Here is a 23873-nt window from a genome sequence, read left to right as displayed (position 1 = left end):
GACTGGCGGCATCACGTTTTGAAAGTGCATGGAGAAACGGGCCGCCTGGTTCAGGCGAGCCACCAGCGACGCAGGTTCAGCGAGGTCGGTTTCGTATCCATTGGGCGAGTATAGCCGAACGCGGCGCATCGTTGCTCCGCCGGCCCTTCAGGCCACCGTGGAATGCGCCGCCGCGCGCGCCTCGCGGCGGGCGCCGCGCGGTCCGGCGACGATCCCGTTGCGCCCCGCGGCCTTGGCCCGGTACAAGGCTTCGTCGGCCACGCGGATGAGTTCGTCGAGACTCGCGATCTCCCCGGACTGCGAACTGGCGATGCCGATGCTCACCGTGATACGCCCGAACGTGCTGGCCGCATGTTCGATGGCGAGCTCCCAGACCGCCTCGCGAATGCGCCCAGCCAGCGCCACTGCATCGGACTCCGAAGTCTCCGGCAATACCGTGAGGAATTCCTCGCCGCCGTAGCGCGCAGCCGTGTCGGCGGCCCGCAGACACGATGCCATGCAGCGGGCGACGGCGGCGAGCGCGTCGTCCCCGGCCTGATGACCGTAGCGGTCGTTGAACGCCTTGAAGCAGTCGACGTCGATGAAAAGAATCGCGAGGCTGCGCCGGGTTCGCCGCGCCCGGCGCCACTCGTGCTCGAGCGTTTCGTCGAGCCGGCGCCGGTTCGCGAGTCCCGTGAGCCCGTCGGTTCTCGCGAGCAGCCTCAACTCCGACTCCGCGCGCATGCGCCGGCGCAACTGCGCGCTGAGTTGAACGGACAGGCCGATGAGCACGAGCGCGAAGAGCGCCATCACCGAGGCGAGCTTGCCGGCCCGGCGCCGCCAAGGTCCGAAGATGTCGGGCTCCGCTTCGGCCACCACGATAATGAACGGCAGGTGCGCAAACCGGCGGAAGTAGCAATACCGCCGCACGCCGTCGACGACCGAGGTGGCCGGGAAGTACCCTTCGGGCGCGTTGGCGAGGTGGCGGAACGTGCTGGCCGCGACGACGCTGCGCCCCGGAATGCCCGGCTCGAACGGCTCGCGCATGATCATGACGCCGTCCGTGCCGACGAGCGACATCGCCCCATGCGGACCCACCGCGAGCCCCTCGAAGAGCCGCTGGAAGTATTCGAGCCGGATCGCCATGACGGCGACGCCCGCAAAAGAGCCGTCGGGATGCGACAGACGCACGCTGAGCGCCATGCGCAAGCCCCCGCCCAGGCGCGGAACGTAAGGATCGCTGATGAACAGCCCGGCATCGGCATGGTCGCGATGCACCGTGAACCAGGGGCGGTCCGCAAAGTTGCCCTTGCGGGGCACGTCGCTTTCCGAATCGACGACGATATTGCCGGACGCATCGAGCACGTACATGCCGCCCTGATAGTCGGCGGTGGCGGCGCGATCGAACAGCACCATGCGGCGCAGATGCGGCGGCAGCGCCATGACGTCGGGCTGGGTCATGCCGTCGGCAACCGCCCGCAGCGACATGGCGTAGATTTCGAAATTGCGCTCGATATCGCGCTGGGCCGCGAGCGCGATGCTGTGCGAGCTTTCCTGGGCGTGCTCCAGCGCGTCCGTGCGGCTCTGGTAGAGGGCGACGGCGCACAGCACGGCAAGCGTGAACGCGGCGACCACGCCCCCCACGACGATCGCGTTCGGGCCTGCGTGCAACGAGCCGCGCAGCCGTTGCACGAATCCGGCCAGGCCTTTTTTATGCATCTGTGGTCCGTTCGGAACCGGGCGTGGTATTCGGCATGTCCGGATGTCGCTTGAAAAGGATGCGTCGCCAGTACGCAACAACCTGGTGCATTACGGCTTCCTGGCAGAAAACTTGAGGGGGATCGCGCACGGAGGCGCACAACCCGCGTGCAGCTGTGCCGCCCTTCAAAAAGGGATGCATCGACCGCCCCGGCACGCCGCCTGCGCTTGCCGGTAGAATGCTTCGCAACCGAAGCGCCCAGCGCGCCCGCGCTCCCTGCCGGCTTGCCCTCCGCTCCCGCCCTTCGCCCCTCTTCGCCTCCATTGGCCCGCCATGCCCCGACTGTCCTTCTTCGTGCGCTTCATCATCATCGGCGTGCTGCTGCACGTCTATGTCGGCTTCCGGCTGATCCCCGACCTGCCGGCGCCGGCCGCCGGCAAATGGCTCGCGGCGCTGTGGCTCGTGCTCTCGTGCCTCGTGATCCCGCCCGGCATGCTCGCGCGCACCATCCGGCGCCAGCCGCTCGCCGACCGCCTGGCGTGGGTGGGGATGCTCGCCATGGGCTTCTTCTCGTCGCTCCTGATGCTCACGATTGCGCGCGATCTCGTGCTGGCCTCGCTGATGACCGTCGAGGCGATCTGGCCGCGCGCCGTGAACCTGGCGGACTGGCGCACCGGCAGCGCGGCGGCCGTGATCGCGCTCGCGCTGCTCTCTAGCGCCATCGGCTTCTTCAATGCCCGGCGGCGCGCGCCCGTGCGCACAGTGGACGTGCCGATCCGCGGCCTGCCCGACGCCCTCGAAGGCTTCACGATCGTCCAGCTCAGCGACATTCACGTCGGGCCGACGATCAAGCACGACTATGTCGAGGCGATCGTGCGCGCCGTGAACCGGCTCGAACCCGACGTCGTGGCGATCACGGGCGACGTGGTGGACGGCAGCGTCGCGCAGCTCGCGCGCCACACGGCGCCGCTCGGCACGCTGGCGGCGCGCCACGGCGTGTACGCGGTGACGGGCAACCACGAGTACTACTCGGGCGCCGACGCCTGGGTGGCCGAGTTCCGCCGCATCGGCCTCACGGTGCTGATGAACCAGCACGTGGTGATCGAGCATCGCGAGGCGCGCCTCGTGCTCGCGGGCGTCACCGACTACACCGCGGGCCATTTCGACCCCGCCCAGCGCAGCGACCCGGCGGCGGCGCTGGCGGGCGCGCCCGCGGACGTCGAAACGCGCGTGCTGCTCGCGCACCAGCCGCGCACGGCGCACGCCGCCGCCGACGCGGGCTACACGCTGCAGCTCTCGGGCCACACGCACGGCGGCCAGATCTTTCCGTGGAATTTCCTCGTGCGGCTGCAGCAGCCGTTCACGGCGGGGCTGGCCCGGCTCGGCAGCCTGTGGGTCTACACGAGCCGCGGCACGGGCTACTGGGGGCCGCCCAAGCGCCTTGGCGCGCCCTCGGAAATCACGCGCGTGCGCCTCGTGGGCGCGGAGTGAGGCGGCATGGCAGGCAACAAGACGCTTCACCAGACCGCGTTCTACCTGCTGCTGCTCGCGGTTTCCATCGCGCTCTGCTTCATCCTCGCGCCGTTTTTCAGCACCGTGATGTGGGCCGCCATCCTCGCGCTGATCTTCCAGCCCGTGCAGCGCTACTTCGTCGCGCGGCTTGGCCGCCGCCGCAATCTCGCCGCGCTCATCACGCTGGCGATCTGCGTCGTGATCGTGATCCTGCCGCTCACGCTCGTGGCGGGCACGCTGATCCAGCAGGTCGCCTACGCCTATAGCCAGATCAAGTCGGGCAGTCTCGACATTGGCGCATTCTTCAGCCGGATCGTCCATGCGCTGCCCGCCTCGCTGCAGAACCTGCTCGCGCGCTACGACCTCATGGACCTCAGCGGGCTCCAGGCGCGCCTCTCGGCGGGCGCCGCGCAGATCAGCCAGTTCATTGCGACACGCGCGCTGAGCCTCGGCCAGATCACCATGCAGCTCGCCATCAGCTTCTGCGTGATGCTTTACCTGCTGTACTTCCTCGTGCGCGACGGCCGCGAAATCTCGGCGCTGATCCGCAGCGCGATCCCGCTCGACGAAGCGCACAAGCAGCACCTCGTGCGCAAGTTCACGACCGTGATCCGTGCGACCGTCAAGGGCAATCTGGCCGTGGCCTTCGTTCAGGGGACGCTCGGCGGCATCGCGCTCGCGGTGCTGGGCATCCAGGGCGCGCTGCTGTGGGGCTTCGTGATGATGCTGCTCTCGCTCCTGCCCGCCGTGGGCGCCGCGCTCGTCTGGGGGCCCGTCGCCATCTACTTCCTCTCGACCGGCGCGATCGCCAAGGGCATCGGGCTCGCGGTGTTCGGCTCCGTCGTGATCGGCACCGTGGACAACGTGCTGCGCCCCGTGCTGGTCGGCAAGGACACGCGGCTGCCCGACTGGGTCGTGCTGATTTCGACGCTGGGCGGCATCTCGCTTATCGGCATCAACGGCTTCGTGATCGGGCCGCTCGTCGCCGCGCTGTTCATCAGTTGCTGGGACCTGCTGCGGCGCGACCAGATGGACCGCGCCGCCACCGCAGAGAAAAAGGAAGGCGGCGACAGCGGCTTATGAAGAGACGTGCAGCGGCAAGCCCGCGCGGCCGTTGTGCATGGCCTCCGTCACGACCGGGTCGCCGGCCCGCTCGCCGTCGACCGCCACCGAAAAGCCGAACGTATTGACGCCCCCGGCGCTGCGCACGAACACCGTGCCGCCGTGCATCTCCGCCACCGCCTTGACGATCGAGAGCCCGAGGCCGTGATTCTCGTGGCTGTTCGAGCGCGCCTCCTGGAGACGATAGAAGCGGTCGAAGATGTGCTCGCGCACGACGGGGTCGAGCGGCTCGCCCGGATTCGAGACGGCGATCTCGACGTGGCCGTCCTGCGGCGCGATCGTCGCCCGCAGCGTGGTGCCGGCCGTCGAATGCTGGATCGCGTTGACGAAGAGATTGCTCACGGCCCGGCCGATCAGCGACGTGTTGACCCACGCCCGCGCCTCGCCCTGCACCGCGACGCGCAGTTGCGCGTCTTCCAGCGGCATTTCCAGGAACTCCAGCATGCGTTCGAGCTCGGCACGCAGCGAGACCTCGGCCAGATCTGTCGCCCGCTCGCCGCGGTCGCTGCGCGAGAGGAACAGCATGTCGTTGACGATCACGCGCAGACGTTCGAACTCCTCCAGATTCGATTGCAGCGTCAGCCGCAATTGCTCCACCGAACGATCGCGCGTGAGCGCCACCTGGGTCTGGCCGATCAGGATGCTGACCGGCGTGCGCAGTTCGTGCGCGACATCGGCGTTGAACGATTCGAGCCGTTCGTAGGCCTTGTCGAGCCGTTCGAGCGCGCCGTTGAACGACGTGGCCAGCTCGTGCAGTTCTTCGGGCAGTTCGTCGTCGTGCAGACGCTGCCGGCGATTCGACGGACTCAGTTGCGCCGCCTGGCGCGACAGGCGCGTGAGCGGAGCGAGACCGAAGCGCGTCACGGCGCGGCTCAAGAGCGCGACCGCGATGGTGGAGGCCGCAACCAGCACGGCAATGACGATGCCGAAACGTTGCAGCAACTGCTCGGTGCGTTTGCAGTCGCTCGCGACGACGAGCGTCACCTCCGGGCGGTCGCCGCTCGCGGGCACGAGAAGCGTGGTGATGGCGACGTCGTAGTCGCCGCCGGGCGGCCGCACGAGCCGATGATGCGCATCGAGCGTGTCGGTGACCGTGCCCGCGATGGGCGTGCCGAAGCGAAAGCGCGGGTCGGGGCCTTCCACGTAGTAGTGCATGCTGCTGTCCGCCGGCGAGAGGTCGCGCAGCTTCTCCTGGACGAGGGCCCACTTCTGCGCGTCGGACGCGTGCGAGACGATCAGCAGGGCGATGTGCGCGCGCGCGTCGACCGTCGCGCGCAGATCGTCGAGGAGCTGGGTCTTCATCAGCAGGAAGAGCCCCGTGCCGGTGAGCGTGAACACCACGAGCGATACCGCCGCGAACATGGCCGAAAGCCGCAGCGAGATCGAGTGTTTCATGACGGCTGGCCCCCATCCTCGCGCACTTCGAGCACGTAGCCCATGCCGCGGATGGTGTGCAGCAGCTTGGCCGGGTGCGGGCCGTCGAGCTTGGCGCGCAGGCGCTTGATGGCCGTCTCGACGACGTTCGCGTTGCTTTCGAAGTTCACGTCCCAGACGAGCTCGGTGATGAGCGTCTTCGAAAGAATCTCGCCGCGCCGCCGTGCGAGCACGGAAAGCAACTGGAACTCCTTGGCCGTGAGATCGAGCCGCACGCCGTCGCGCGTCGCGCGGCGGCTGATGAGGTCTACCTGCAGGTCGCCCACCGTGATCAGCGTCGACTCCTGCGCGCGGGCGCGGCGCGTGAGCGCGCGCAGCCGCTCGACCAGTTCGAGGAACGAGAAGGGCTTCGTCAGATAGTCGTCGGCGCCGTCGCGCAAACCGTGCACGCGGTCGTCCACGCGGTCGCGCGCGGTCAGCATGATGACGGGCGTGCCCTTCTTCGCGCGCACCGCGCGCAGTACGCCGAAGCCGTCGAGCTTGGGCAGCATCACGTCGAGCACGATCACGTCGAAGTCGTACTCCGTGGCCATCCACGCGCCTTCTTCGCCGTCCATCGCAACATCGACGATCCACCCCTGTTCGGTCAACCCGCTGCGCAGGTAGTCCACGACCTTGCGTTCGTCTTCGATCACCAGGACCTTCATACCCGCTTCTCCCTCCTTCTCTCCCCTTTGCGCGAGCGGGATTCTAACCCTTGCCCGCCGCCGGCATTTCGCGGCACGTGCCTGCGCTGCAGGCCAGCTCGCGCTCGTCGGTGCTCCAGCCGCCGCCCAGCGCCTTCGCCAGATAGACCACGGTCGCCACCTGCTGACCATGAATCTGCACCTCCGTGCGCTCGCTGGCAAGTAGCTGCTGCTCGGCGGTAAGCACGTCGAGGAACGCCACGAGGCCGCCCTGATAGCGGTCATTCGCGAGATCGTACGCGTTGCGCGCGTCGTCCACGGCCGCCTGGCCCTCGTCCGACGCGCGCTCCAGGACGGAGAGGCCCGTCACCGCATTCTGCACCTCCTGGAATGCGGTCAGCACCGTCTGCCGGTAGGAGGCTTCCGCCGACTCGTAGCCCGCCTGCGCGTAATTCACGCCCGCGGCGCGCTTGCCGCCGTCGAACAGTATCTCGCTCGCGCTCGCGCCGAGCGACCACATGAGGCTGGGCGCCGTGAAGAGCGTGCTGAAGCGCGTGGACTCCCAGCCCAGCGTGGGCGAAAGCGTGATGTCCGGGTAGTACGCCGAGCGCGCCACGCCGATCTGCGCGTTGGCGGCGGCCATCGCGCGCTCGGCCGATGCGACGTCGGGCCGGCGCTGCATCAGTTCGCTCGGCAGGCCCGTGGGGAGCGCCGGCACCGGCAGCGGCGTGACGGCGGAAGCGATCGAAAACTCGGGCGCGGGCTTGCCCACCAGCACCGCGATCGCATTCTGGATCTGCTGACGCTGGTTCACGAGCAACTGCGCCTGGGTCTGCGTCGCGTCGAGCTGCGCTTTCTGCTGCGCCACGTTGAGCCCCGAAACCGCGCCGAGATCGTGCTGCGAATTGACGAAGTCGAGCGCCTTCTGCTGCAGCACGACCGACTGGTTCACGACGTCGATCTCGTCGTCCAGCTCGCGCAGCGAGAAATAGCTCGTCGCGAGCTGGGCCGTGAGCACGAGGCGCGCGTTCGCGAGATCGTCGCCGGCCTGCTCCGTCGAGGCTTGCGCCGACTCGACCATGCGGCGGATGCGGCCGAACAGGTCCAGCTCGTAGCTGATGGCGGGGCCGATCCCGAGATCGTTCTGCACCGTCGAGGTGTTCGGCACCGTATAGTTGGTCAGCGGCCGGTTCGCCGAAATGCGCTCGCGCGCCGCGCTCGCGTCGAGCGTGACCTGCGGCGCCTGTTGCGAGGACACCGAAGCCAGTGTCGCGCTTGCCTGCTCGTAGTGCGCCACGGCCACGCGCAGCGTCTGGTTTTCCGCCAGCGCCTGTTCTTCCAGCCCGTTCAGCTCGGCGTTGTCGAACACCTTCCACCATTGCGGATCGAGCGCTGCATGCGAGGGCTGCGCGGCGTGCCAGTACGAATCGGCCGGGTCCATGGTCCAGGCAGCCGGGCTGGCCGTTTGCGGCGCATGGTAGTCCGGGCCGACCGTGCAGGCCGCCAGGCACGCGGTTCCGAGCACCGCCAGCACCACTGCGGCATGGCGCGGCTGCGCATTGCGCCTCATGCTCACGTCGCGCTCCGCTTCGTGCCCGCGCCGCTCGCGCCATGGGCTCCGCCCGCGCCCGGGGTCACGACCGTCACGTCGTCGCCGTTGGCAATCGAATCGCTCGGGTTCAGCACGACGCGATCCGAGCGCTCGAGCCCGTGACCGATCAAGAGTGTCTGCCCGAGATCCTGGGTGATCTCGACGGGCTTCAGTCGCACCTTGTTGTCCGCACCCACCACGGCAAGGCGCGGCCCCTCGGCGCGGAACAGCAGCGTATTGCCGGGCACCGTGAGCATGCCGGCCGCGTCGGTGTTCAGCGAAGCCTGCACGTAGGTGCCGGGCAGCAGCCTGCCGTCGTGGTTCGGCATCATGATCTCCACCTGCAGCGTGCGCGTGCCCGTGTTGATCGCGCCCGAGGTATTCGTCACCTTGCCCTCGAACGTCACGCCCGGCATTTCCTGTTGCGTCACGCTCACGGGCTCGCCCACCACGATCTGCTGCGCGTAGGTCTGCGGCACGTCCACATAGAGCCGCAGCGGATCCGACTGCGCGATCGCAAAGAGCGCGCGGCCCGTGCCGCCGTTGCCCGCATTCACGAGGTCGCCGATATCGATATTGCGCTGCGTAATGACGCCCGTGAAGGGCGCGACGATGCGCTGGAAGCCCTTCGTTTCGGTGAGCCTGCGCATGTTCGCTTCGGCGGCCGCGAGGTTCGCCACGTCCTGGTTGTACGCGCCCTGGCGGTCGTCCAGCTCCTGCTGCGAAACCGCATCGCGCTGGCGCAGCCCCTGCGCGCGGTCGAGCGAGGTCTTCGCGAGCGCGAGCGTCGCTTCGGCCTGGGTGCGCTGCGCCTGCGCCTGCTGGAATTCCTGATCGATCTCGGGCGTGTCGATCTCGGCCAGCAACTGGCCCTGCTGCACGTGGGCGCCGATATCGACATACCAATGCGACACATAGCCGTTCGCGCGCGAGTAGATCGGCGACTCGATGAAGCCGCGCAGCGTGCCCGGCAGGACGATGCTGCCGCTCGCACCGGCAGGCACCGGATTCACGACGCTCACATACTGCTTCGCGTTCTGCTTCGTGACCTCCGCGAGACGATGCGAGTTCTCGATGTTCGAGACGATCGTGCGCACGGCGCCTGCCGCGAGCAGCAGCGCGACGATGATCGCGGCGAGCCGCGCCCGCCGGCCCGCCTGATGGCGCGCGGGCAGATCCATGCCGTGCTGGGCGCCGCCGACGGCAATGTCGAGGGATGAGTGATGATGGGGTTCGTTCATGTCATCGACCAGATTGAGCGTAACCGGATTGCATGTTGTCCGAATCAATGTCTGCCGCGCCGTGCTTCACGTTCGCGCTTTTGCTCTGCGCGCTGCGCAAGCCGGCCATGCACCGTCGCAAACATCAGCGGCACGAACAGTAATGTGGATACCGTAGCAAAGAGCAGGCCGCCGATCACGGCGCGGCCCAGCGGCGCGTTCTGCTCCGCGCCTTCGCCGAGACCGAGCGCCATCGGCACCATGCCGATCATCATCGCGAACGCCGTCATCAGCACGGGGCGAATCCGCGTCGCGCCGGCTTCGAGCGCGGCCGCGAGCGGCGTCACGCCCGCGGCGAGCCGCTGACGCGCGAACGCCACGACGAGAATACTGTTGGCCGTCGCCACGCCCACGGTCATGATAGCCCCGGTGAGCGCCGGCACGCTCAGGTGCGTACCGGTGATGAACAGCATCCAGGCAATGCCCGCGAGAGCCGCCGGCAGCGCGCTGATGATGATGAGCGGGTCGGCCCACGACTGGAAATTCACGACGATCAGCAGATAGACGAGCACGATGGCCATCGCAATGCCTACGCCCAACCCCACGTACGAGGTACGCATGGTGGTGATCTGGCCGCGCATCGTGATGGTCGTGCCGCGCGGCGCGTGCGCCTGCACGGTCTTGATGAGATCGTCGATATGCGAGCCCACGCTGCCGAGGTCGCTGCCTTCCACGCTCACGAGCAGGTCGATCACGGGGCGGATGTTGTAGTGCGTGACGATGGCGGGACCGACGTGCGGCTGCAACCGCACGAGGTTGCTCACGAGCTGCAGCGGCTCGCCCGGGCGCACCGAGACCGGCGTGCCCATCAGTTCATTCACCGATGCTTCGCGATACTGCGGCGTCTGCACGGTAAGCGGATACTCCACACCGTTCTGCGGGCTCACCCAGAACGCCGGCGCCGTTTGCGTGCTGCCGGCCAGCGCGACCAGCACGTCCTGCGCGACGTTCTGCGGGCTCAGGCTCAACTGCTGCATGCGCGTGCGGTCCATCGCGAGCGTGAGCGCCGGCTCGTCGTTGCGCTGCTCGATGCGCGAGTCGACGGCGCCCGGCATCTGGCGCACCGCTTTGAGCAGTTCGCTCGCGAGCGCCATGTTCTGGCCGAGATTCGTGCCCACCACCTGCACGTCGATCGCCGCGGGCTGACCGAAGTTCAGGATCTGCGTGATGATGTCCGCGGGCTGAAAGAAGAATTCCACGCCCGGAAAGCGCTGCGGCAGCAACTGGCGCAGCTTGTCGATATAGAGGCGCGAGGGGTCGTGGTCGGGCTTGAGCGCAATCTGGATTTCGCCGTCGAGCGTGCCCATGGTCCCCGCATTGCTGTACGAGAGGTTGATGCCGCTGTACGGCAGGCCGAGATTATCGACGATCGTTTCGAGCTGGTCCGGCGGCACGACCTCGCGGATGGTCTTCTCCACTTCGTCCGCGAGACGCGCCGTCTCCTCGATCCGGTACCCCGTCGGCGCACGCATGTGCAGGCGGATGTTGCCCGCATCGACGCTGGGGAAAAAGTCGCGGCCGAGGAAGAACACCAGACCGAGCGAAACGAGGCAGAACGCGAGAAACGTCGTGCCGAACACGCGCCGCCTCGCGAGCAGCAAGCTCAGCAGTGCGATGTAGTTGGCGCGCACGCGCTCGAAGCCGTAATTGAAGCGCTCATGAAAGCGCGCGAACCACGAGCGCGAGGCGCCCGCGTGCGCGTGGCCCGCATCGGGGCCGCCGTGCGTGAAGAGCAGCATTGCGAGCGTCGGCACCAGCGTACGCGAGAGGATATACGACGCGATCATCGCGAACACCACCGCCTCCGCGAGCGGCACGAACAGGAAGCGCGCCACGCCGGTGAGGAAAAACATCGGCACGAACACGATGCAGATACACATCGTGGAGACGAGCGCCGGCACCGCGATCTCGCCCGCGCCCTCCAGGATGCCATCGTGAAGGTCCGCGCCGAGATGCAGGTGACGCTCGATGTTCTCGATCGTCACGGTCGCGTCGTCGACGAGAATCCCCACCGCCAGCGCGAGGCCGCCGAGCGTCATGATGTTGATGGTCTCGCCGAGCGCGAAGAGCGCGAGGATCGACGCGAGAATCGACAGCGGAATCGACACCGCGATGATCAGCGTGCTGCGCCAGTTGCCGAGAAAGACCAGGATCATCACGGCCGTGAGCGCGGCGGCGATCAGCGCCTCGCGCAACACGCCCTGCACCGCCGCCGACACGAAGATCGACTGGTCGAACAGCGGCTTGACGACGAGCGCGGGGGGAAGCGTCTCGCGCACCTGCGGCAGCAGCGCCTTCAGGCTGCTCACCACCTGCAGCGTGGAGGCGTCGCCATTCTTGAGCACCGAAACCAGCACGCCGCGCACGCCGTCCTGGCGCACGACGTTGGTTTGCGGCGAAAAGCCGTCGCGCACGTGGGCCACGTCGCCGAGGTAGGTCGTCGCGCCGTTGACCGTCTGCACGGGAATGTGGTTCAGGCCCGCGATCGTCTCGGGCGAGGCATTGGTGTCCACCTCGTACTCGGTCTGCCCCAGCTTCGCGGTGCCGGTCGGCAAGATCAGGTTCTGCGCATTGACGGCGTTGACGATGTCGGAGGGCGTGAGGCCCTTCGCGATGATCGCGCGCGTGTCGATGTCGACGGCGATCACGCGCGTCTTGCCGCCGTACGGATACGGAACCTGGGCGCCCGGAATCGTGATGATCTGCGGGCGCAGGAAGTTCATCGCGATGTCCGCGATCGACTGCTCGCTCATCGTGTTGCTCGACAGGCCGAGCTGAATCACCGGGATGCTCGATGCCGAGTAGCTGATGACGAGGGGCGGCGTGGCGCCGGGCGGCATCTGCTTGAGCGTGGCCTGTTCGAAGGCCACGGCCTGCGCGATCGCCGACTGCTGGTTCGCGCCCGGCTGCAGGAACAGCTTGATGACGGCGATGCCCGGCAGCGACTGCGACTCGATATGTTCGATGTTGCTGACGGTCGTGGTCAGGCCGCGCTCGTTGACCGACGTGATGCGGTCAGCCACGTCCTTGGCGGAAAGCCCCGTGTACGACCAGATGATGCTGATCACGGGGATATTGATGTTCGGCAGCACGTCGGTCGCCATCCTCATGAGGGCGAACGGCGTGGCCAGCACGATCAGGATGGCCATCACGATGAACGTGTAAGGCCGCTTCAGTGCGAGATTGACAATCCACATGTGACTGTTTCAGGCAGGCATTAGGGCTGACGGGCAGGCGTGGCTTACCCGAAACGCATTTTTGGGACGGTGCCGCATGATAGGCAACGGCGGTGGCGCTTTGCTGGCGCCAAAATGGCGAAATTGTCAGGCTGGAAATAATCCGCGGCAACGGTTTTCGGAACACGCAAGAATCGCCCTGCGCACGGTCCAAAGTTGCACCGCAGCAAACAGGCGATCTTCCGGGCTCCGCGCGGCGGAAACCCCTGGCGCATCGATCGAACCAGGTCTGGCCGCTACTTCGCTACCTCGCTGCCTCAGTTGACAAGCCGCAGCCGGTCGGCGTCGCGAGCGAGCGCCGGGTCGCGGTCGTGGGCACGCAGCGGCGGCGATGCGCCACGGCGCGGCCGCAGCCCGCCGTAGGCCGCGAGCGCGGCTTCCTGCTCGGCGAGCATACGCGGCACCTTTTCGCGCAGGAAGTCGACGAAGGTCCGGATCTTGGCGTCCAGATAGCGGCGCGAGGCGTAAAGGGCGTAGATGTTCAAGCCCTCCAGCCAGTGCTTGGGCAGCACGCGCACGAGCGACCCGTCGGCGAGGCCCGGCAGCGCCACCGGCACCGGCAGCGGACCGATGCCCATGCCCTCGCGGATCGCGAGGGCGAGCGCCTCGGGATTGTTCACCTGGAGCGGCGTCGCGCCGTGCGACCCCACGGAAGCCCACTGGCCCGCCGGCAGGCTCGCATCGGTGAGATGCAGGCAGGTGTGGCCTTCGAGTTCGTCGAGCGACTGCGGCACGCCGCGCGCATGAAGATACTCGGGCGAGGCGCACAGGATCGCCACCGTGCTGCCGAGATGCTGGGAAATCAGCGCGGAGTCCTCGAGCTCGGCGGCCACCACCACGGCCACGTCGAAGCCCTCCTCGATGATGTCGGGCATCTGCTGGGCGATGGTCAGATCGACCGCGACCTCGGGCTGATGCTGCTGGTAGCGCGCGATCAGCGGCATCACGTAGTGCTGGCCGAAGCTCGTGCCGCCGTAGACGCGCAGCTTGCCCGACGGGTTCGCCTGGGCCGCGGCGGCCTCGGCTTCGGCCTGCTCGATATCGGCGAGAATGCGCTTGCAGTTCTCGAGGTAGCGCTCTCCGGCCTCGGTCAACGCCATGCGCCGCGTGGTGCGGTTCAAAAGCCGCGCGCGCAGGCGCGCTTCGAGGTCGGTGACGGCGCGCGAGACCTGCGCCGTCGTCATCGCTTCGCTCGCGGCCGCTCGTGTGAAGCTACCCGACTCCACGACCCTTACGAAGATCCGCATATTGCGCAGCGTATCCATCCCAGACTCCTGTTCGTCCTGCCGTCCTGCCCGATTGCAAAAACGCCAATGGCGCCAGTGTGCAGGAGAGGCCGTGGCCCGATGCTGACCTGCAAATGACGGCGCGGACAGCTTGGCGAGGCATGCCGCGCCGCGTATGATCCAGGGCGCTGCCGGCGTCGCGCATTGCATTGCCGCGCGACGCTTCTGGCATCGGCCACGGCGCTTACATGACAAAACGATGACTCTCGAATTCGTTCTGCGCCTTCTCATGGCGTTTTCCTGCGGTGTCGCCATCGGGCTGGAACGCCAGATTCGTCAACGCACGGCTGGCCTGCGCACAATCGTCCTCGTCGCGACCGGCGCGTGCCTCTTCGTCACGCTCGGCGTGCTGACCGGCAACGGCACGTCCGGCATCACGCAGATCGCGGCGTATGTGGTCTCGGGCGTCGGCTTCCTGGGCGGCGGCGTGATCATGCGGGACAAGGGCTCCATCCAGGGCATCAACACGGCGGCGACGCTCTGGTGCTCGGCGGCCGTCGGGGTGCTCTCGGGCGCGGGCCACTATGGCCCGGCGGCGGCGGGCACGGTGGCCGTGCTGCTCATCAATACCGTGCTGCGCGAGGTGAGCCGCATCATCAACGCCACGCCGGTGGGAGCCGCCGATCTCGTGCGCGAATACGTGCTCACGGTGGTCTGCCGCGAAGAGGACGAGATCCACATTCGCACCGTGCTCTCCAATTCCATGTACTCGACGCCGCTCTCGTTCCAGAGCCTCACGAGCGAAGACGTTCCCGACCAGCCCCAGCGCCTGCGGGTCACGGCCACGCTGCGCACGCACCCGAAATTCCAGTCCAAGCTCGAACTGATGGCGAGCCGCCTCAGCATGGAAAAAGGTGTTTCGAGCGTGAGCTGGACGGCCGTGGATACCGAGGTCGCCCCTGAATGACGCGCCGCAACGCTCAGTCTTTCATTTTCATTTCAATTTTGTTGCGTAATTTCAAACGATGCCTGACACTTTTTAATAAGTGTCAATTCTGGCCACGCAACATGGACGCGATCCCGCCCTTGGTCTAAGCTGCACATCACCGTGGATTTTTCACACCAACAAGGGGAGTGCTCAATATGGAACACGGCATCATCGCCTGGCTCATCATCGGCGCAGTCGCGGGCTGGCTTGCCGGCGTGCTCGTCAAGGGCGGCGGCTTCGGGTTGATCGTCGATATCATCGTCGGGATCGTGGGCGCGTTCATCGGCGGCTGGCTGGCCGGGATCCTCCACATCTCGGTGGGCGGCGGCTGGATCAGCTCGATCATTACGGCCGTCGTGGGCGCAGTCATCCTGCTATTCGTCATCCGGCTATTCAAACGCGCGTAGCCGGCTGAGCGTCCCACACGAACAAAACGGGAGTGCCGTGACCGGCACTCCCGTTTTTTCATGTCCGCGGGTAGGTCAAGCGTTGGCGACGAGGCCCCCCGTGCCTTCGGGCAGCATCGAACCGGTCTCGCTGAAACGCAGATGCATCGCATACGCCTTCGCGAGATCGTGCGGCGTCTGGCCGCCGTGCTTCAGCGCGTCCTGGTAGTAGTCGCGCAGCAGGTCGCGATAGAGCGGATGCGCGCAGCGTTCGATGACGAGCGTGGCGCGCTCGCGAGGCGCGAGGCCGCGCAGATCGGCGAGACCCTGCTCCGTCACGATCACGTCCACGTCATGCTCGTTATGGTCCACGTGCGGCACCATCGGCACGATGCTCGAAATGCAGCCATCCTTCGCGATGGCCTTCGTCGCGAAGATCGCGCACGCGGCGTTGCGCGCGAAATCGCCCGATCCGCCAATGCCGTTCATCATGTGCGTGCCGCCCACGTGGGTCGAATTCACGTTGCCGTAGATATCGCATTCGAGCGCCGTGTTCAGCGCAATCAGACCGAGGCGCCGGATCACTTCCGGGTGGTTGCTCACCTCCTGCGGGCGCAGCACGAGCTTGTCGCGGTAGCGGTCGAGTTCGGCCAGCACCTGGGCCTGGCGCTGCGCGGAGAGCGTCATCGAAGCGCCCGACGCGAACACCATCTTGCCCGCGTCGATGAGATCGAAGGTCGAGTCCTGGAGGACTTCGGAGTACATCGTCAGCGCCTCGAACGGCGAGTTCACGAAACCCGAAAGCACCGCGTTCGCAATCGTGCCAATGCCGGCCTGCAGCGGCGGCAGTTGCGCGCTCATGCGGCCATGCGCGACTTCGTGCTGGAGGAACTCGATCAGGTGGCCGGCAATGCGCGCGGTTTCGTCGTCGGCGGGCAGGACGGTGGATGGGCTGTCCGCTTCGTTGGTGATCACGATGGCCGCGATCTTCTCGGGCGCAATGTCGATGATCGTCGTGCCGACGCGATCCTGCGGGCGCACGACAGGCAGCGGATCGCGATGCGGACGGCGGCCCGGAATCCAGACGTCGTGCAGGCCTTCGAGCGCGAGCGGCTGCGCGAGATTGATTTCGACGATCACCTTCTCGGCGAGGATCGCGAAGCTCGCGGAGTTGCCGACCGACGTGGTGGGCACGATGCCGCCCGTCTCCGTGATCGCGGCCGCCTCGATGATCGCGAGGTCCAGCTTGCCGAGCAGGTTGGCGCGCAGCATCTCGACGGTTTCGGAGAGATGCTGGTCGACGAACATCACCTCGCCGCGGTTGATGGCACGGCGCAACGTGGTATCGACCTGGAACGGCAGGCGGCGTTCGAGCACGCCCGCTTCGGTCAGCGCGCGATCGACGTCGTGACCGAGCGAAGCTCCCGTCATCAGCGTGATGCGCAGCGGCTCCTTCTCCTCGCGTGCGCGGCGGGCCAGCGCGATCGGCACGGCCTTCGTGTCGCCCGCTCGCGTGAAGCCGCTCGCGCCGACACGCATGCCGTTGCGCACGAGCTGCGCCGCCTCGGCGGCCGTGGTGATCTTGCCGCGCAGGGCGGCACAACGAATACGGTCTTCGTACATCACAACGTCTCCAGAAATATTCTGTCGTGGCTCAGCTACCGAAGTAGATGTTGCAGAAGCTGACGGGACCGACGCATTCGACCGGCGCTCCCGGCTTCGCAGCGGGCTGTTGAGCGTTCGCCCCGGCAGCCTGGGAGACCTGCGAGACGGTCACGGCCGGTGCCTCGCTCTGCGCCCAGGCAGCGGCGGCAGCAAACAGCGAGCAGGCAACAACAGCGATCTTCACGGCTTTCATTTCACTCTCCATGGCTAACGGGTACTGCCGGGCAGTGACCTCACTATAGGGCTCGGGCCCGATTTGATTAATGCGGTCCGGTAGAAGGCATCTTTCCAGCGCGCGGCAAGATCGCCCTTCCGGTCTGCCGTGGCCCCGGCAGCGCGTGCTTTTCAGCGGGCGCCGGAAGAGCGCGCCGAACCGCGCGCCCGGCGGCGCGCAAACGTGCCGAGCGGCGCGTCGCGATCCAGCAGTGCGCTGCGGATGAAATGCAGATGGGAAAGGAGCCGCTGGACCTCGTGGCGGCGCTCGCGCACCTCGTGAACCGCATCGCGCGCCGCCTGCGCCACCCAGGTGGCCGCGCGCACCGAGGCGAGCGCCCGTTCAAGCCTCTGCGCGTCGGGCCGCTCGAATAGCCGCGCAATGTCGGCCTGCACGCGAGCGAGCGACGGTCGCCAGCGTGCGTCGAGATCGGCCAGCCAGGCGGCCGCCTGCGCCTCGTGACGCAGATCCACGACCGCATGGCCCACTTCGAGTGTGACGAGCATCCAGCGTAGTGCGCGCCGGTGCGCCCGCGCGTCCCCGTTGAGCAGCAGGCGCAACTGATGCATCAAATCGTGCGTGCCGGACTGGAAGCGTTCGCCCAGTCCCGCCAGTTCGCCGCGGCACGCAATCGCGACCTGGTAGCGCAACGCGGCGCACAGATGTGCGATGAGCCATTTCATGCGCGGGGGGAACACCACCGCGAAGGCGAGCGCGGCGACCAGCAGCGTCGCGACGACTGCGATGCCGTTGTTGATCAGGAGGTCGGGCGCATAGGCGATCACGTTGTCGGGGCCGGCCAGCAGGCAGAAGAACACCGAAAAGCCCACGCCCACACCCGAAATGCGCGGACGCGTCGCGAGAAAGGCGCCCAGCGCCAGCACCGGCGCGAGAACGGCGCAGAGCAGCGGGAACCCGTCGACGTTCGGGTAGACGTAGCACGTGAAGAGATAGCCCGCGAGCGCAGCGCACGCCGCGCCGGCAGCCATCTGGGCCGCCATGCGCGTGGCGCCCGGCGTCGACGATGTCAGCGCACAGGTCAGCGCCGCCGCAATCACCGCCATGCCGCCGCTCGGCCAGTCGGTTTCGATCCAGAACGCGCCCAGCGCCGACACCACGACTGCCGTGCGCACGAACGTGAAAGCCACGACATACCCGCTCGTGCGTGGCTCGTAGCGCGCCGTACGCCGCGCCTGTGCGAGCTGCGGCTGCGTCACGGACGCATAGGTACGGCTGTATCGAACGATCTCCGATGTGAAGCGCCAGACGAGTTCGGCGGACGTATCGAAGTCCTGAAGCCAATCCGGTGTGGCGGCTTCGAGCGGTCGCCGGGTCTCGCGCACGTGGCGCGGCAGCGTGCGCTGCCACGCCTCCAGGGCATCGGCGAGACGCAGCGCGTATTCGCGATCGGATTCGCCGCGCCGCGGCCGTTGCGCGAGCCGTGCGGCAAGCTCGCTGAAATACGGTGCCAGGGGGGCGATCGCCGAATCGCTCCCGCGCAGGCGCTTGAGCAGTTGACGCAGTGCGTGCAGACGCGCGCAAACGTCCATGAATTCGCTGTTCAGGCGCGCTAGCAGAGGACTGCGCGAACGCATCGCCGGATCTTCGAAGAAGGCAAAGGCGCGCGTCGTCTCGAAACCCACCACATCGTCGACAAGATGCGCAAAGCGGCCCTCGAACGCGCCCCGCTCCAGCCGGCCTGACAGCACATCGGAGGCGAACGCAGTAAAATCGACGAAGCGTGTGCGTAAGGTCTGCTCTAGCAGCAAGCCGGTCTGCCGGGGCACGATTACGGCGCTCACCATGCCCGAACAGAGTATGCCAACCGCTACTTCGGCACCGCGCCCGAGTGCGGCGAGGAAGAGTCCGTTGGGTTGCTGCACGAGCGGAATGCCGATCAGCGCAGCGGTGTAGCCGGCCAGCACGAATGCATACCAGCGAAAATGCCGATTCCTCATGGCAGCCGCCGTACAGGCGGCCATCCACCCCGCTATCCCGGCGATGTAGAGTTCGGGTTGCTGGATGAACACGCCACCCAGCACAACCGCGGCGATCATGCCGACAACCGTCCCGACGATCCGGTACACGCTCTTCGCGAAAACCATGCCCGAGAGCGGCTGCATCAGCACGAACACGGTGGTCATCGCAATGCGTGGCTGCGGCAGATCGAGCAGCATCGCCATGCCCATCGCGAGCAGGCCTGCCGCGACCGTCTTGAAGAGATGCAGCCAGATCGCGCCGTCGGTGGCGGACCAGTCGCGCAGCGCGCGCCGGGTCGCCTGCTTTTTCGCACGCCCAAGCGCTTCCTTGCGCCGACGCGAGTCGAACGCTCGATGAATCGCGTGCTGGCGGGTCATGGGAATGGCACTACGCTCGGTCTGTTACCAGGCCGCCGATTGTAGGAGCGTCACCGCAGCGGATTAACGGGACGGACGGGGAACGTCCGTTCCAGATCACTCAACAATCACGAGGCTTGCGAGGCGGACAATATCGTTTCCGTGCCGAACAAGAAGATTAGATGGATACGTTACAAAATATGCGGGTATTTGTCCGCGTCGTAGAAGCGGGCAGTTTTACCGCGGCGGCCCAGTCGCTCGATTCGACAACGGGCGCCATGTCGCGCGCCGTGTCGGAGCTGGAGGCGCATCTGCGCACCCGGCTGCTCAACCGTTCGACGCGCCGTCTCGCGCTGACGCCGGCGGGCGAGCTTTATCTGAAACGTTGCATGCAGATCCTCGCCGACGTCGATAGCGCCGAAGAAGAAGCGAGCTGCGCGCACGAGCGGCCCGCGGGCGCACTGCGCATGCATAGCTTCGCGAGTATCGGGCAACAATACGTACTGCCGGCGATCTCGCGCTATCGGGCGCTGCATCCCGAGGTCACGGTCGAGCTGACGCTCTCGCAGCGCATGCCCGATCTGTTCGAAGGCAGCAGCGATGTATCGGTGGTCACGGCGTCGTCGCTGCCGAATTCGGACCTCGTTTCGCACCAGCTTGGGACGACCTACAGCATCCTGTGTGCGTCGCCGGCTTATGTGCATATGCATGGATCACCGCGTACGCCTGCCGACCTGTCGCATCACGAATGCCTGATCCTGAAGACGCCCGCGCTGCCGGCGCAAGAATGGACGCTCGAAGGCCCCGAGGGCAGCATCGAGATGCATGTCGACGGGCCGGTGCAGGTCAATATTGCGGAGTCGCTGGCCGTGGCGATACGCGAAGGCATGGGGATAGGCGTGCTGCCGGTCTATACGGCAATCGAAGGACTGCGCAACGGGACGCTCGTGCGCGTGCTGCCGCAGCACAAGTTGCAGAAGACGAATGTCTACGCGCTGTATCCGTCGCGCAAATTCGTCGACGCCAAGACGAAGACGTGGGTCGAGTTCCTGCGCGCGCATCTTCCCGAAGTCATTGCCCGCGACATGGCGCTACTTGAAGAGCTGACGCAGGAACAACTCGCCGAAGAAGCGCTGGCCGACGCGGCGATGGTGCCGGCGGCGGCTGGCCGGTTGCAGAACAGCGCGCATTGAATCGTTTCGCGCCAGCCAGGATGACGAAGCCGTCCTTCGGGGCGGTTTTTTTGTGCGCGGGATTTGCACCGGACGCCGGGGTCCCGGATGCGGGATGCGGGCCGTAAACGCCGAAACCCCGGCGCTCTGTGGGAGAGGCCGGGGTTCCGGGTTACAGCATGAGGAGCCTGACGATTACCTACTTTCACACGGGCAATCCGCACTATCATCGGCGTGGAGCTGTTTCACGGTCCTGTTCGGGATGGGAAGGGGTGGGACCAGCTCGCTATGGTCATCAGGCATGACGGGTTGCTGCGTCGCAGTTTCCTGCGCCACAGCCAGTCGGGAAGAAGCGTAAAGAGGTTTCTTGTTGGGGTTGTGTTGTTTGTGGCACAACACCGATCTCTCAACCTGTGCGCACTTCACTCCACGTCGGGAGCGAGGCACACCTGTTATAGGATCAAGCCTTACGGGCAATTAGTATCAGTTAGCTTAACGCATTACTGCGCTTCCACACCTGACCTATCAACGTCCTGGTCTCGAACGACCCTTCAAGGAGCTCGAAGCTCCGGGGAAGTCTCATCTTGAGGCGAGTTTCCCGCTTAGATGCTTTCAGCGGTTATCTCTTCCGAACATAGCTACCCGGCAATGCCACTGGCGTGACAACCGGTACACCAGAGGTTCGTCCACTCCGGTCCTCTCGTACTAGGAGCAGGCCCCCTCAAACTTCCAGCGCCCACGGCAGATAGGGACCAAACTGTCTCACGACGTTTTAAACCCAGCTCACGTACCTCTTTAAATGGCGAACAGCCATACCCTTGGGACCGGCTACAGCCCCAGGATGAGATGAGCCGACATCGAGGTGCCAAACACCGCCGTCGATATGAACTCTTGGGCGGTATCAGCCTGTTATCCCCAGAGTACCTTTTATCCGTTGAGCGATGGCCCTTCCATACAGAACCACCGGATCACTATGACCTGCTTTCGCACCTGTTCGACTTGTCAGTCTCACAGTCAAGCACGCTTATGCCATTGCACTATCAGCACGATTTCCGACCGTACCTAGCGTACCTTCGTACTCCTCCGTTACCCTTTGGGAGGAGACCGCCCCAGTCAAACTGCCTGCCATGCACTGTCCCCGATCCGGATTCACGGACCAGGGTTAGAACCTCAAACAGATCAGGGTGGTATTTCAAGGACGGCTCCACGAGAACTGGCGTTCCCGCTTCACAGCCTCCCACCTATCCTACACAAACCGGTTCAAAGTCCAATGCAAAGCTGCAGTAAAGGTTCATGGGGTCTTTCCGTCTAGCCGCGGGGAGATTGCATCATCACAAACACTTCAACTTCGCTGAGTCTCGGGAGGAGACAGTGTGGCCATCGTTACGCCATTCGTGCAGGTCGGAACTTACCCGACAAGGAATTTCGCTACCTTAGGACCGTTATAGTTACGGCCGCCGTTTACCGGGACTTCAATCAAGAGCTTGCACCCCATCATTTAATCTTCCGGCACCGGGCAGGCGTCACACCCTATACGTCCACTTTCGTGTTTGCAGAGTGCTGTGTTTTTATTAAACAGTCGCAGCCACCAGTTTATTGCAACCCCTTCACCCTTCCGGCGCAGGCCGGTCAAGCTACCAGGGCGTACCTTATCCCGAAGTTACGGTACCAATTTGCCGAGTTCCTTCTCCCGAGTTCTCTCAAGCGCCTTAGAATACTCATCTCGCCCACCTGTGTCGGTTTGCGGTACGGTCAACGTGAAACTGAAGCTTAGAGGCTTTTCCTGGAACCCCTTCCAGTTGCTTCGCTTCCGAAGAAGCTCGCGCCACACCCTTGAATCCTGCGCCCGGATTTGCCAAAGCGCCTTCTCCAATGCAGCGACCGGGACTTCCAACACCCGGACAACCTTCCGCGATCCGTCCCCCCATCGCATTTCACGCCGGTGCAGGAATATTGACCTGCTTCCCATCAGCTACGCATTTCTGCCTCGCCTTAGGGGCCGACTCACCCTACGCCGATGAACGTTGCGTAGGAAACCTTGGGCTTACGGCGAGGGGGCCTTTCACCCCCTTTATCGCTACTCATGTCAGCATTCGCACTTCTGATACCTCCAGCACACCTTCCGGTGCACCTTCGCAGGCTTACAGAACGCTCTCCTACCATGCACATAAATGTGCATCCGCAGCTTCGGTATATGGCTTAGCCCCGTTACATCTTCCGCGCAGGACGACTCGATCAGTGAGCTATTACGCTTTCTTTAAAGGGTGGCTGCTTCTAAGCCAACCTCCTGACTGTTTTAGCCTTCCCACTTCGTTTCCCACTTAGCCATATTTGGGGACCTTAGCTGGCGGTCTGGGTTGTTTCCCTCTTGACACCGGACGTTAGCACCCGATGTCTGTCTCCCGTGATTGCACTCTTCGGTATTCGGAGTTTGCTATGGCGAAGTAATCCGCAATGGACCCTTCAACCATGACAGTGCTCTACCCCCGAAGGTGAGACACGAGGCACTACCTAAATAGTTTTCGGAGAGAACCAGCTATTTCCAGGTTTGTTTAGCCTTTCACCCCTATCCACAGCTCATCCCCTAACTTTTCAACGTTAGTGGGTTCGGTCCTCCAGCACGTGTTACCGTGCCTTCAACCTGGCCATGGATAGATCACCTGGTTTCGGGTCTACACCCAGCGACTAATCGCCCTGTTCGGACTCGCTTTCGCTACGCCTGCCCTATCCGGTTAAGCTCGCCACTGAATGTAAGTCGCTGACCCATTATACAAAAGGTACGCCGTCACCCCTTGCGAGGCTCCGACTGTTTGTATGCATGCGGTTTCAGGATCTGTTTCACTCCCCTCCCGGGGTTCTTTTCGCCTTTCCCTCACGGTACTGGTTCACTATCGGTCGATCACGAGTATTTAGCCTTGGAGGATGGTCCCCCCATCTTCAGACAGGATTTCACGTGTCCCGCCCTACTTGTCGTACACCCAGTTCTTCCAATCTGTTTTCGCCTACGGGGCTATCACCCGCTATGGCCACACTTTCCAGAGTGTTTGGCTAACAGTTCAGATAAAGAGTACAGGCTGATCCCATTTCGCTCGCCACTACTCTGGGAATCTCGGTTGATTTCTTTTCCTGCGGCTACTTAGATGTTTCAGTTCGCCGCGTTCGCTTCACGTAGCCTATGGATTCAGCTACGGATACTCCATACGGAGTGGGTTTCCCCATTCGGACATCCCCGGATCAAAGCTTGTTTGCCAGCTCCCCGGGGCTTTTCGCAGGCTACCGCGTCCTTCATCGCCTGTGATCGCCAAGGCATCCACCACATGCACTTGTTCGCTTGACCCTATAACGGGTGTGTCTCTTTCGTGTTGCCACGTCCGGACTCACTCGCTACAGGCTGAGTTTTCGCGTTG

At 65.2% G+C, this 23873-nt stretch carries 15 protein-coding genes and 2 rRNA genes; 5 read left to right on the top strand and 12 right to left on the bottom strand.

The features are described from left to right. Positions 1-147: 147 nt before the first annotated feature. Complete coding sequence (locus WJ542_RS26210; RefSeq protein ID WP_411192370.1) at positions 148-1698, bottom strand: sensor domain-containing diguanylate cyclase; 1551 nt, start codon at positions 1696-1698, stop codon at positions 148-150. Between the two features lie 313 nt (positions 1699-2011). Here WJ542_RS26210 and WJ542_RS26205 point away from each other — a divergent pair, with 313 nt between their 5' ends. Then, on the top strand, positions 2012-3169 hold the full coding sequence (locus WJ542_RS26205; RefSeq protein ID WP_411192369.1) for a metallophosphoesterase: 1158 nt from the start codon (positions 2012-2014) through the stop codon (positions 3167-3169). Positions 3170-3175: 6 nt separating this feature from the next. After that, entirely contained in the window at positions 3176-4273 is a 1098-nt protein-coding gene (locus WJ542_RS26200; RefSeq protein ID WP_411192368.1) for an AI-2E family transporter, read from the top strand. On the opposite strand, the gene WJ542_RS26195 is transcribed toward WJ542_RS26200, so the two are convergent. From WJ542_RS26195 to WJ542_RS26170, 6 genes are all read right to left on the bottom strand, one after another. Beyond that, positions 4268-5707 (bottom strand): heavy metal sensor histidine kinase, encoded by a 1440-nt coding sequence (locus WJ542_RS26195; protein ID WP_411192367.1) that lies wholly within the window; start codon positions 5705-5707, stop codon positions 4268-4270. The two genes, WJ542_RS26200 and WJ542_RS26195, sit on opposite strands and share 6 nt — an antisense overlap. After that, complete coding sequence (locus WJ542_RS26190; protein ID WP_411192366.1) at positions 5704-6393, bottom strand: heavy metal response regulator transcription factor; 690 nt, start codon at positions 6391-6393, stop codon at positions 5704-5706. Before WJ542_RS26190 ends, WJ542_RS26195 begins: the two co-directional genes overlap by 4 nt. Positions 6394-6436: 43 nt before the next feature. Further along, complete coding sequence (locus tag WJ542_RS26185; RefSeq protein ID WP_411192548.1) at positions 6437-7942, bottom strand: efflux transporter outer membrane subunit; 1506 nt, start codon at positions 7940-7942, stop codon at positions 6437-6439. A gap of 2 nt (positions 7943-7944) precedes the next feature. After that, on the bottom strand, positions 7945-9204 hold the full coding sequence (locus WJ542_RS26180) for an efflux RND transporter periplasmic adaptor subunit (protein ID WP_411192365.1): 1260 nt from the start codon (positions 9202-9204) through the stop codon (positions 7945-7947). A 44-nt stretch (positions 9205-9248) separates the two neighbouring features. Beyond that, entirely contained in the window at positions 9249-12440 is a 3192-nt protein-coding gene (locus WJ542_RS26175; RefSeq protein ID WP_411192364.1) for an efflux RND transporter permease subunit, read from the bottom strand. Between the two features lie 296 nt (positions 12441-12736). Then, a complete protein-coding gene (locus WJ542_RS26170) occupies positions 12737-13744 on the bottom strand; it encodes a LysR family transcriptional regulator (protein ID WP_411192363.1) in 1008 nt (335 codons plus the stop codon). 220 nt (positions 13745-13964) lie between these two features. On the opposite strand from WJ542_RS26170, the gene WJ542_RS26165 reads away from it, so the two are divergent. Together WJ542_RS26165 and WJ542_RS26160 are read left to right on the top strand one after the other, a co-directional pair. After that, positions 13965-14672, top strand: a complete 708-nt coding sequence (locus WJ542_RS26165) for an MgtC/SapB family protein (RefSeq protein ID WP_411192362.1) — start codon at positions 13965-13967, stop codon at positions 14670-14672. 176 nt (positions 14673-14848) lie between these two features. Beyond that, positions 14849-15100 (top strand): GlsB/YeaQ/YmgE family stress response membrane protein, encoded by a 252-nt coding sequence (locus WJ542_RS26160; RefSeq protein ID WP_411192361.1) that lies wholly within the window; start codon positions 14849-14851, stop codon positions 15098-15100. Positions 15101-15175: 75 nt separating this feature from the next. Here WJ542_RS26160 and scpC read toward each other — a convergent pair whose 3' ends face one another. The 3 genes from scpC to WJ542_RS26145 all read right to left on the bottom strand — a co-directional run bounded on the left by scpC (position 15176) and on the right by WJ542_RS26145 (position 19315). Further along, complete coding sequence (gene scpC, locus WJ542_RS26155) at positions 15176-16702, bottom strand: succinyl-CoA:acetate CoA-transferase ScpC (RefSeq protein ID WP_411192360.1); 1527 nt, start codon at positions 16700-16702, stop codon at positions 15176-15178. Between the two features lie 31 nt (positions 16703-16733). Continuing rightward, positions 16734-16937: a hypothetical protein gene (locus tag WJ542_RS26150; protein WP_411192359.1), complete on the bottom strand. Its 204-nt coding sequence runs from the start codon at positions 16935-16937 to the stop codon at positions 16734-16736. Between the two features lie 152 nt (positions 16938-17089). Further along, entirely contained in the window at positions 17090-19315 is a 2226-nt protein-coding gene (locus WJ542_RS26145) for an FUSC family protein (RefSeq protein WP_411192358.1), read from the bottom strand. Positions 19316-19476: 161 nt separating this feature from the next. Between WJ542_RS26145 and WJ542_RS26140 the strand changes: the two genes are divergently transcribed. Beyond that, positions 19477-20487, top strand: coding sequence for a LysR family transcriptional regulator (locus WJ542_RS26140; protein ID WP_411192357.1), 1011 nt, complete (start codon positions 19477-19479; stop codon positions 20485-20487). Between the two features lie 165 nt (positions 20488-20652). Here the strand turns inward: WJ542_RS26140 and rrf are convergent. Continuing rightward, positions 20653-20766, bottom strand: a 5S ribosomal RNA gene (gene rrf / locus WJ542_RS26135). Between the two features lie 156 nt (positions 20767-20922). Then, a 23S ribosomal RNA gene (locus WJ542_RS26130) occupies positions 20923-23803 on the bottom strand. Between the last annotated feature and the right edge of the window lie 70 nt (positions 23804-23873).

The organism is Paraburkholderia yinzeri, from assembly GCF_046581065.1.
Classification (GTDB): Bacteria; Pseudomonadota; Gammaproteobacteria; order Burkholderiales; family Burkholderiaceae; genus Paraburkholderia.
The sequence above is the reverse complement of the archived record's forward strand: the minus strand, read 5'-3'. Positions and strand labels throughout refer to the sequence as shown.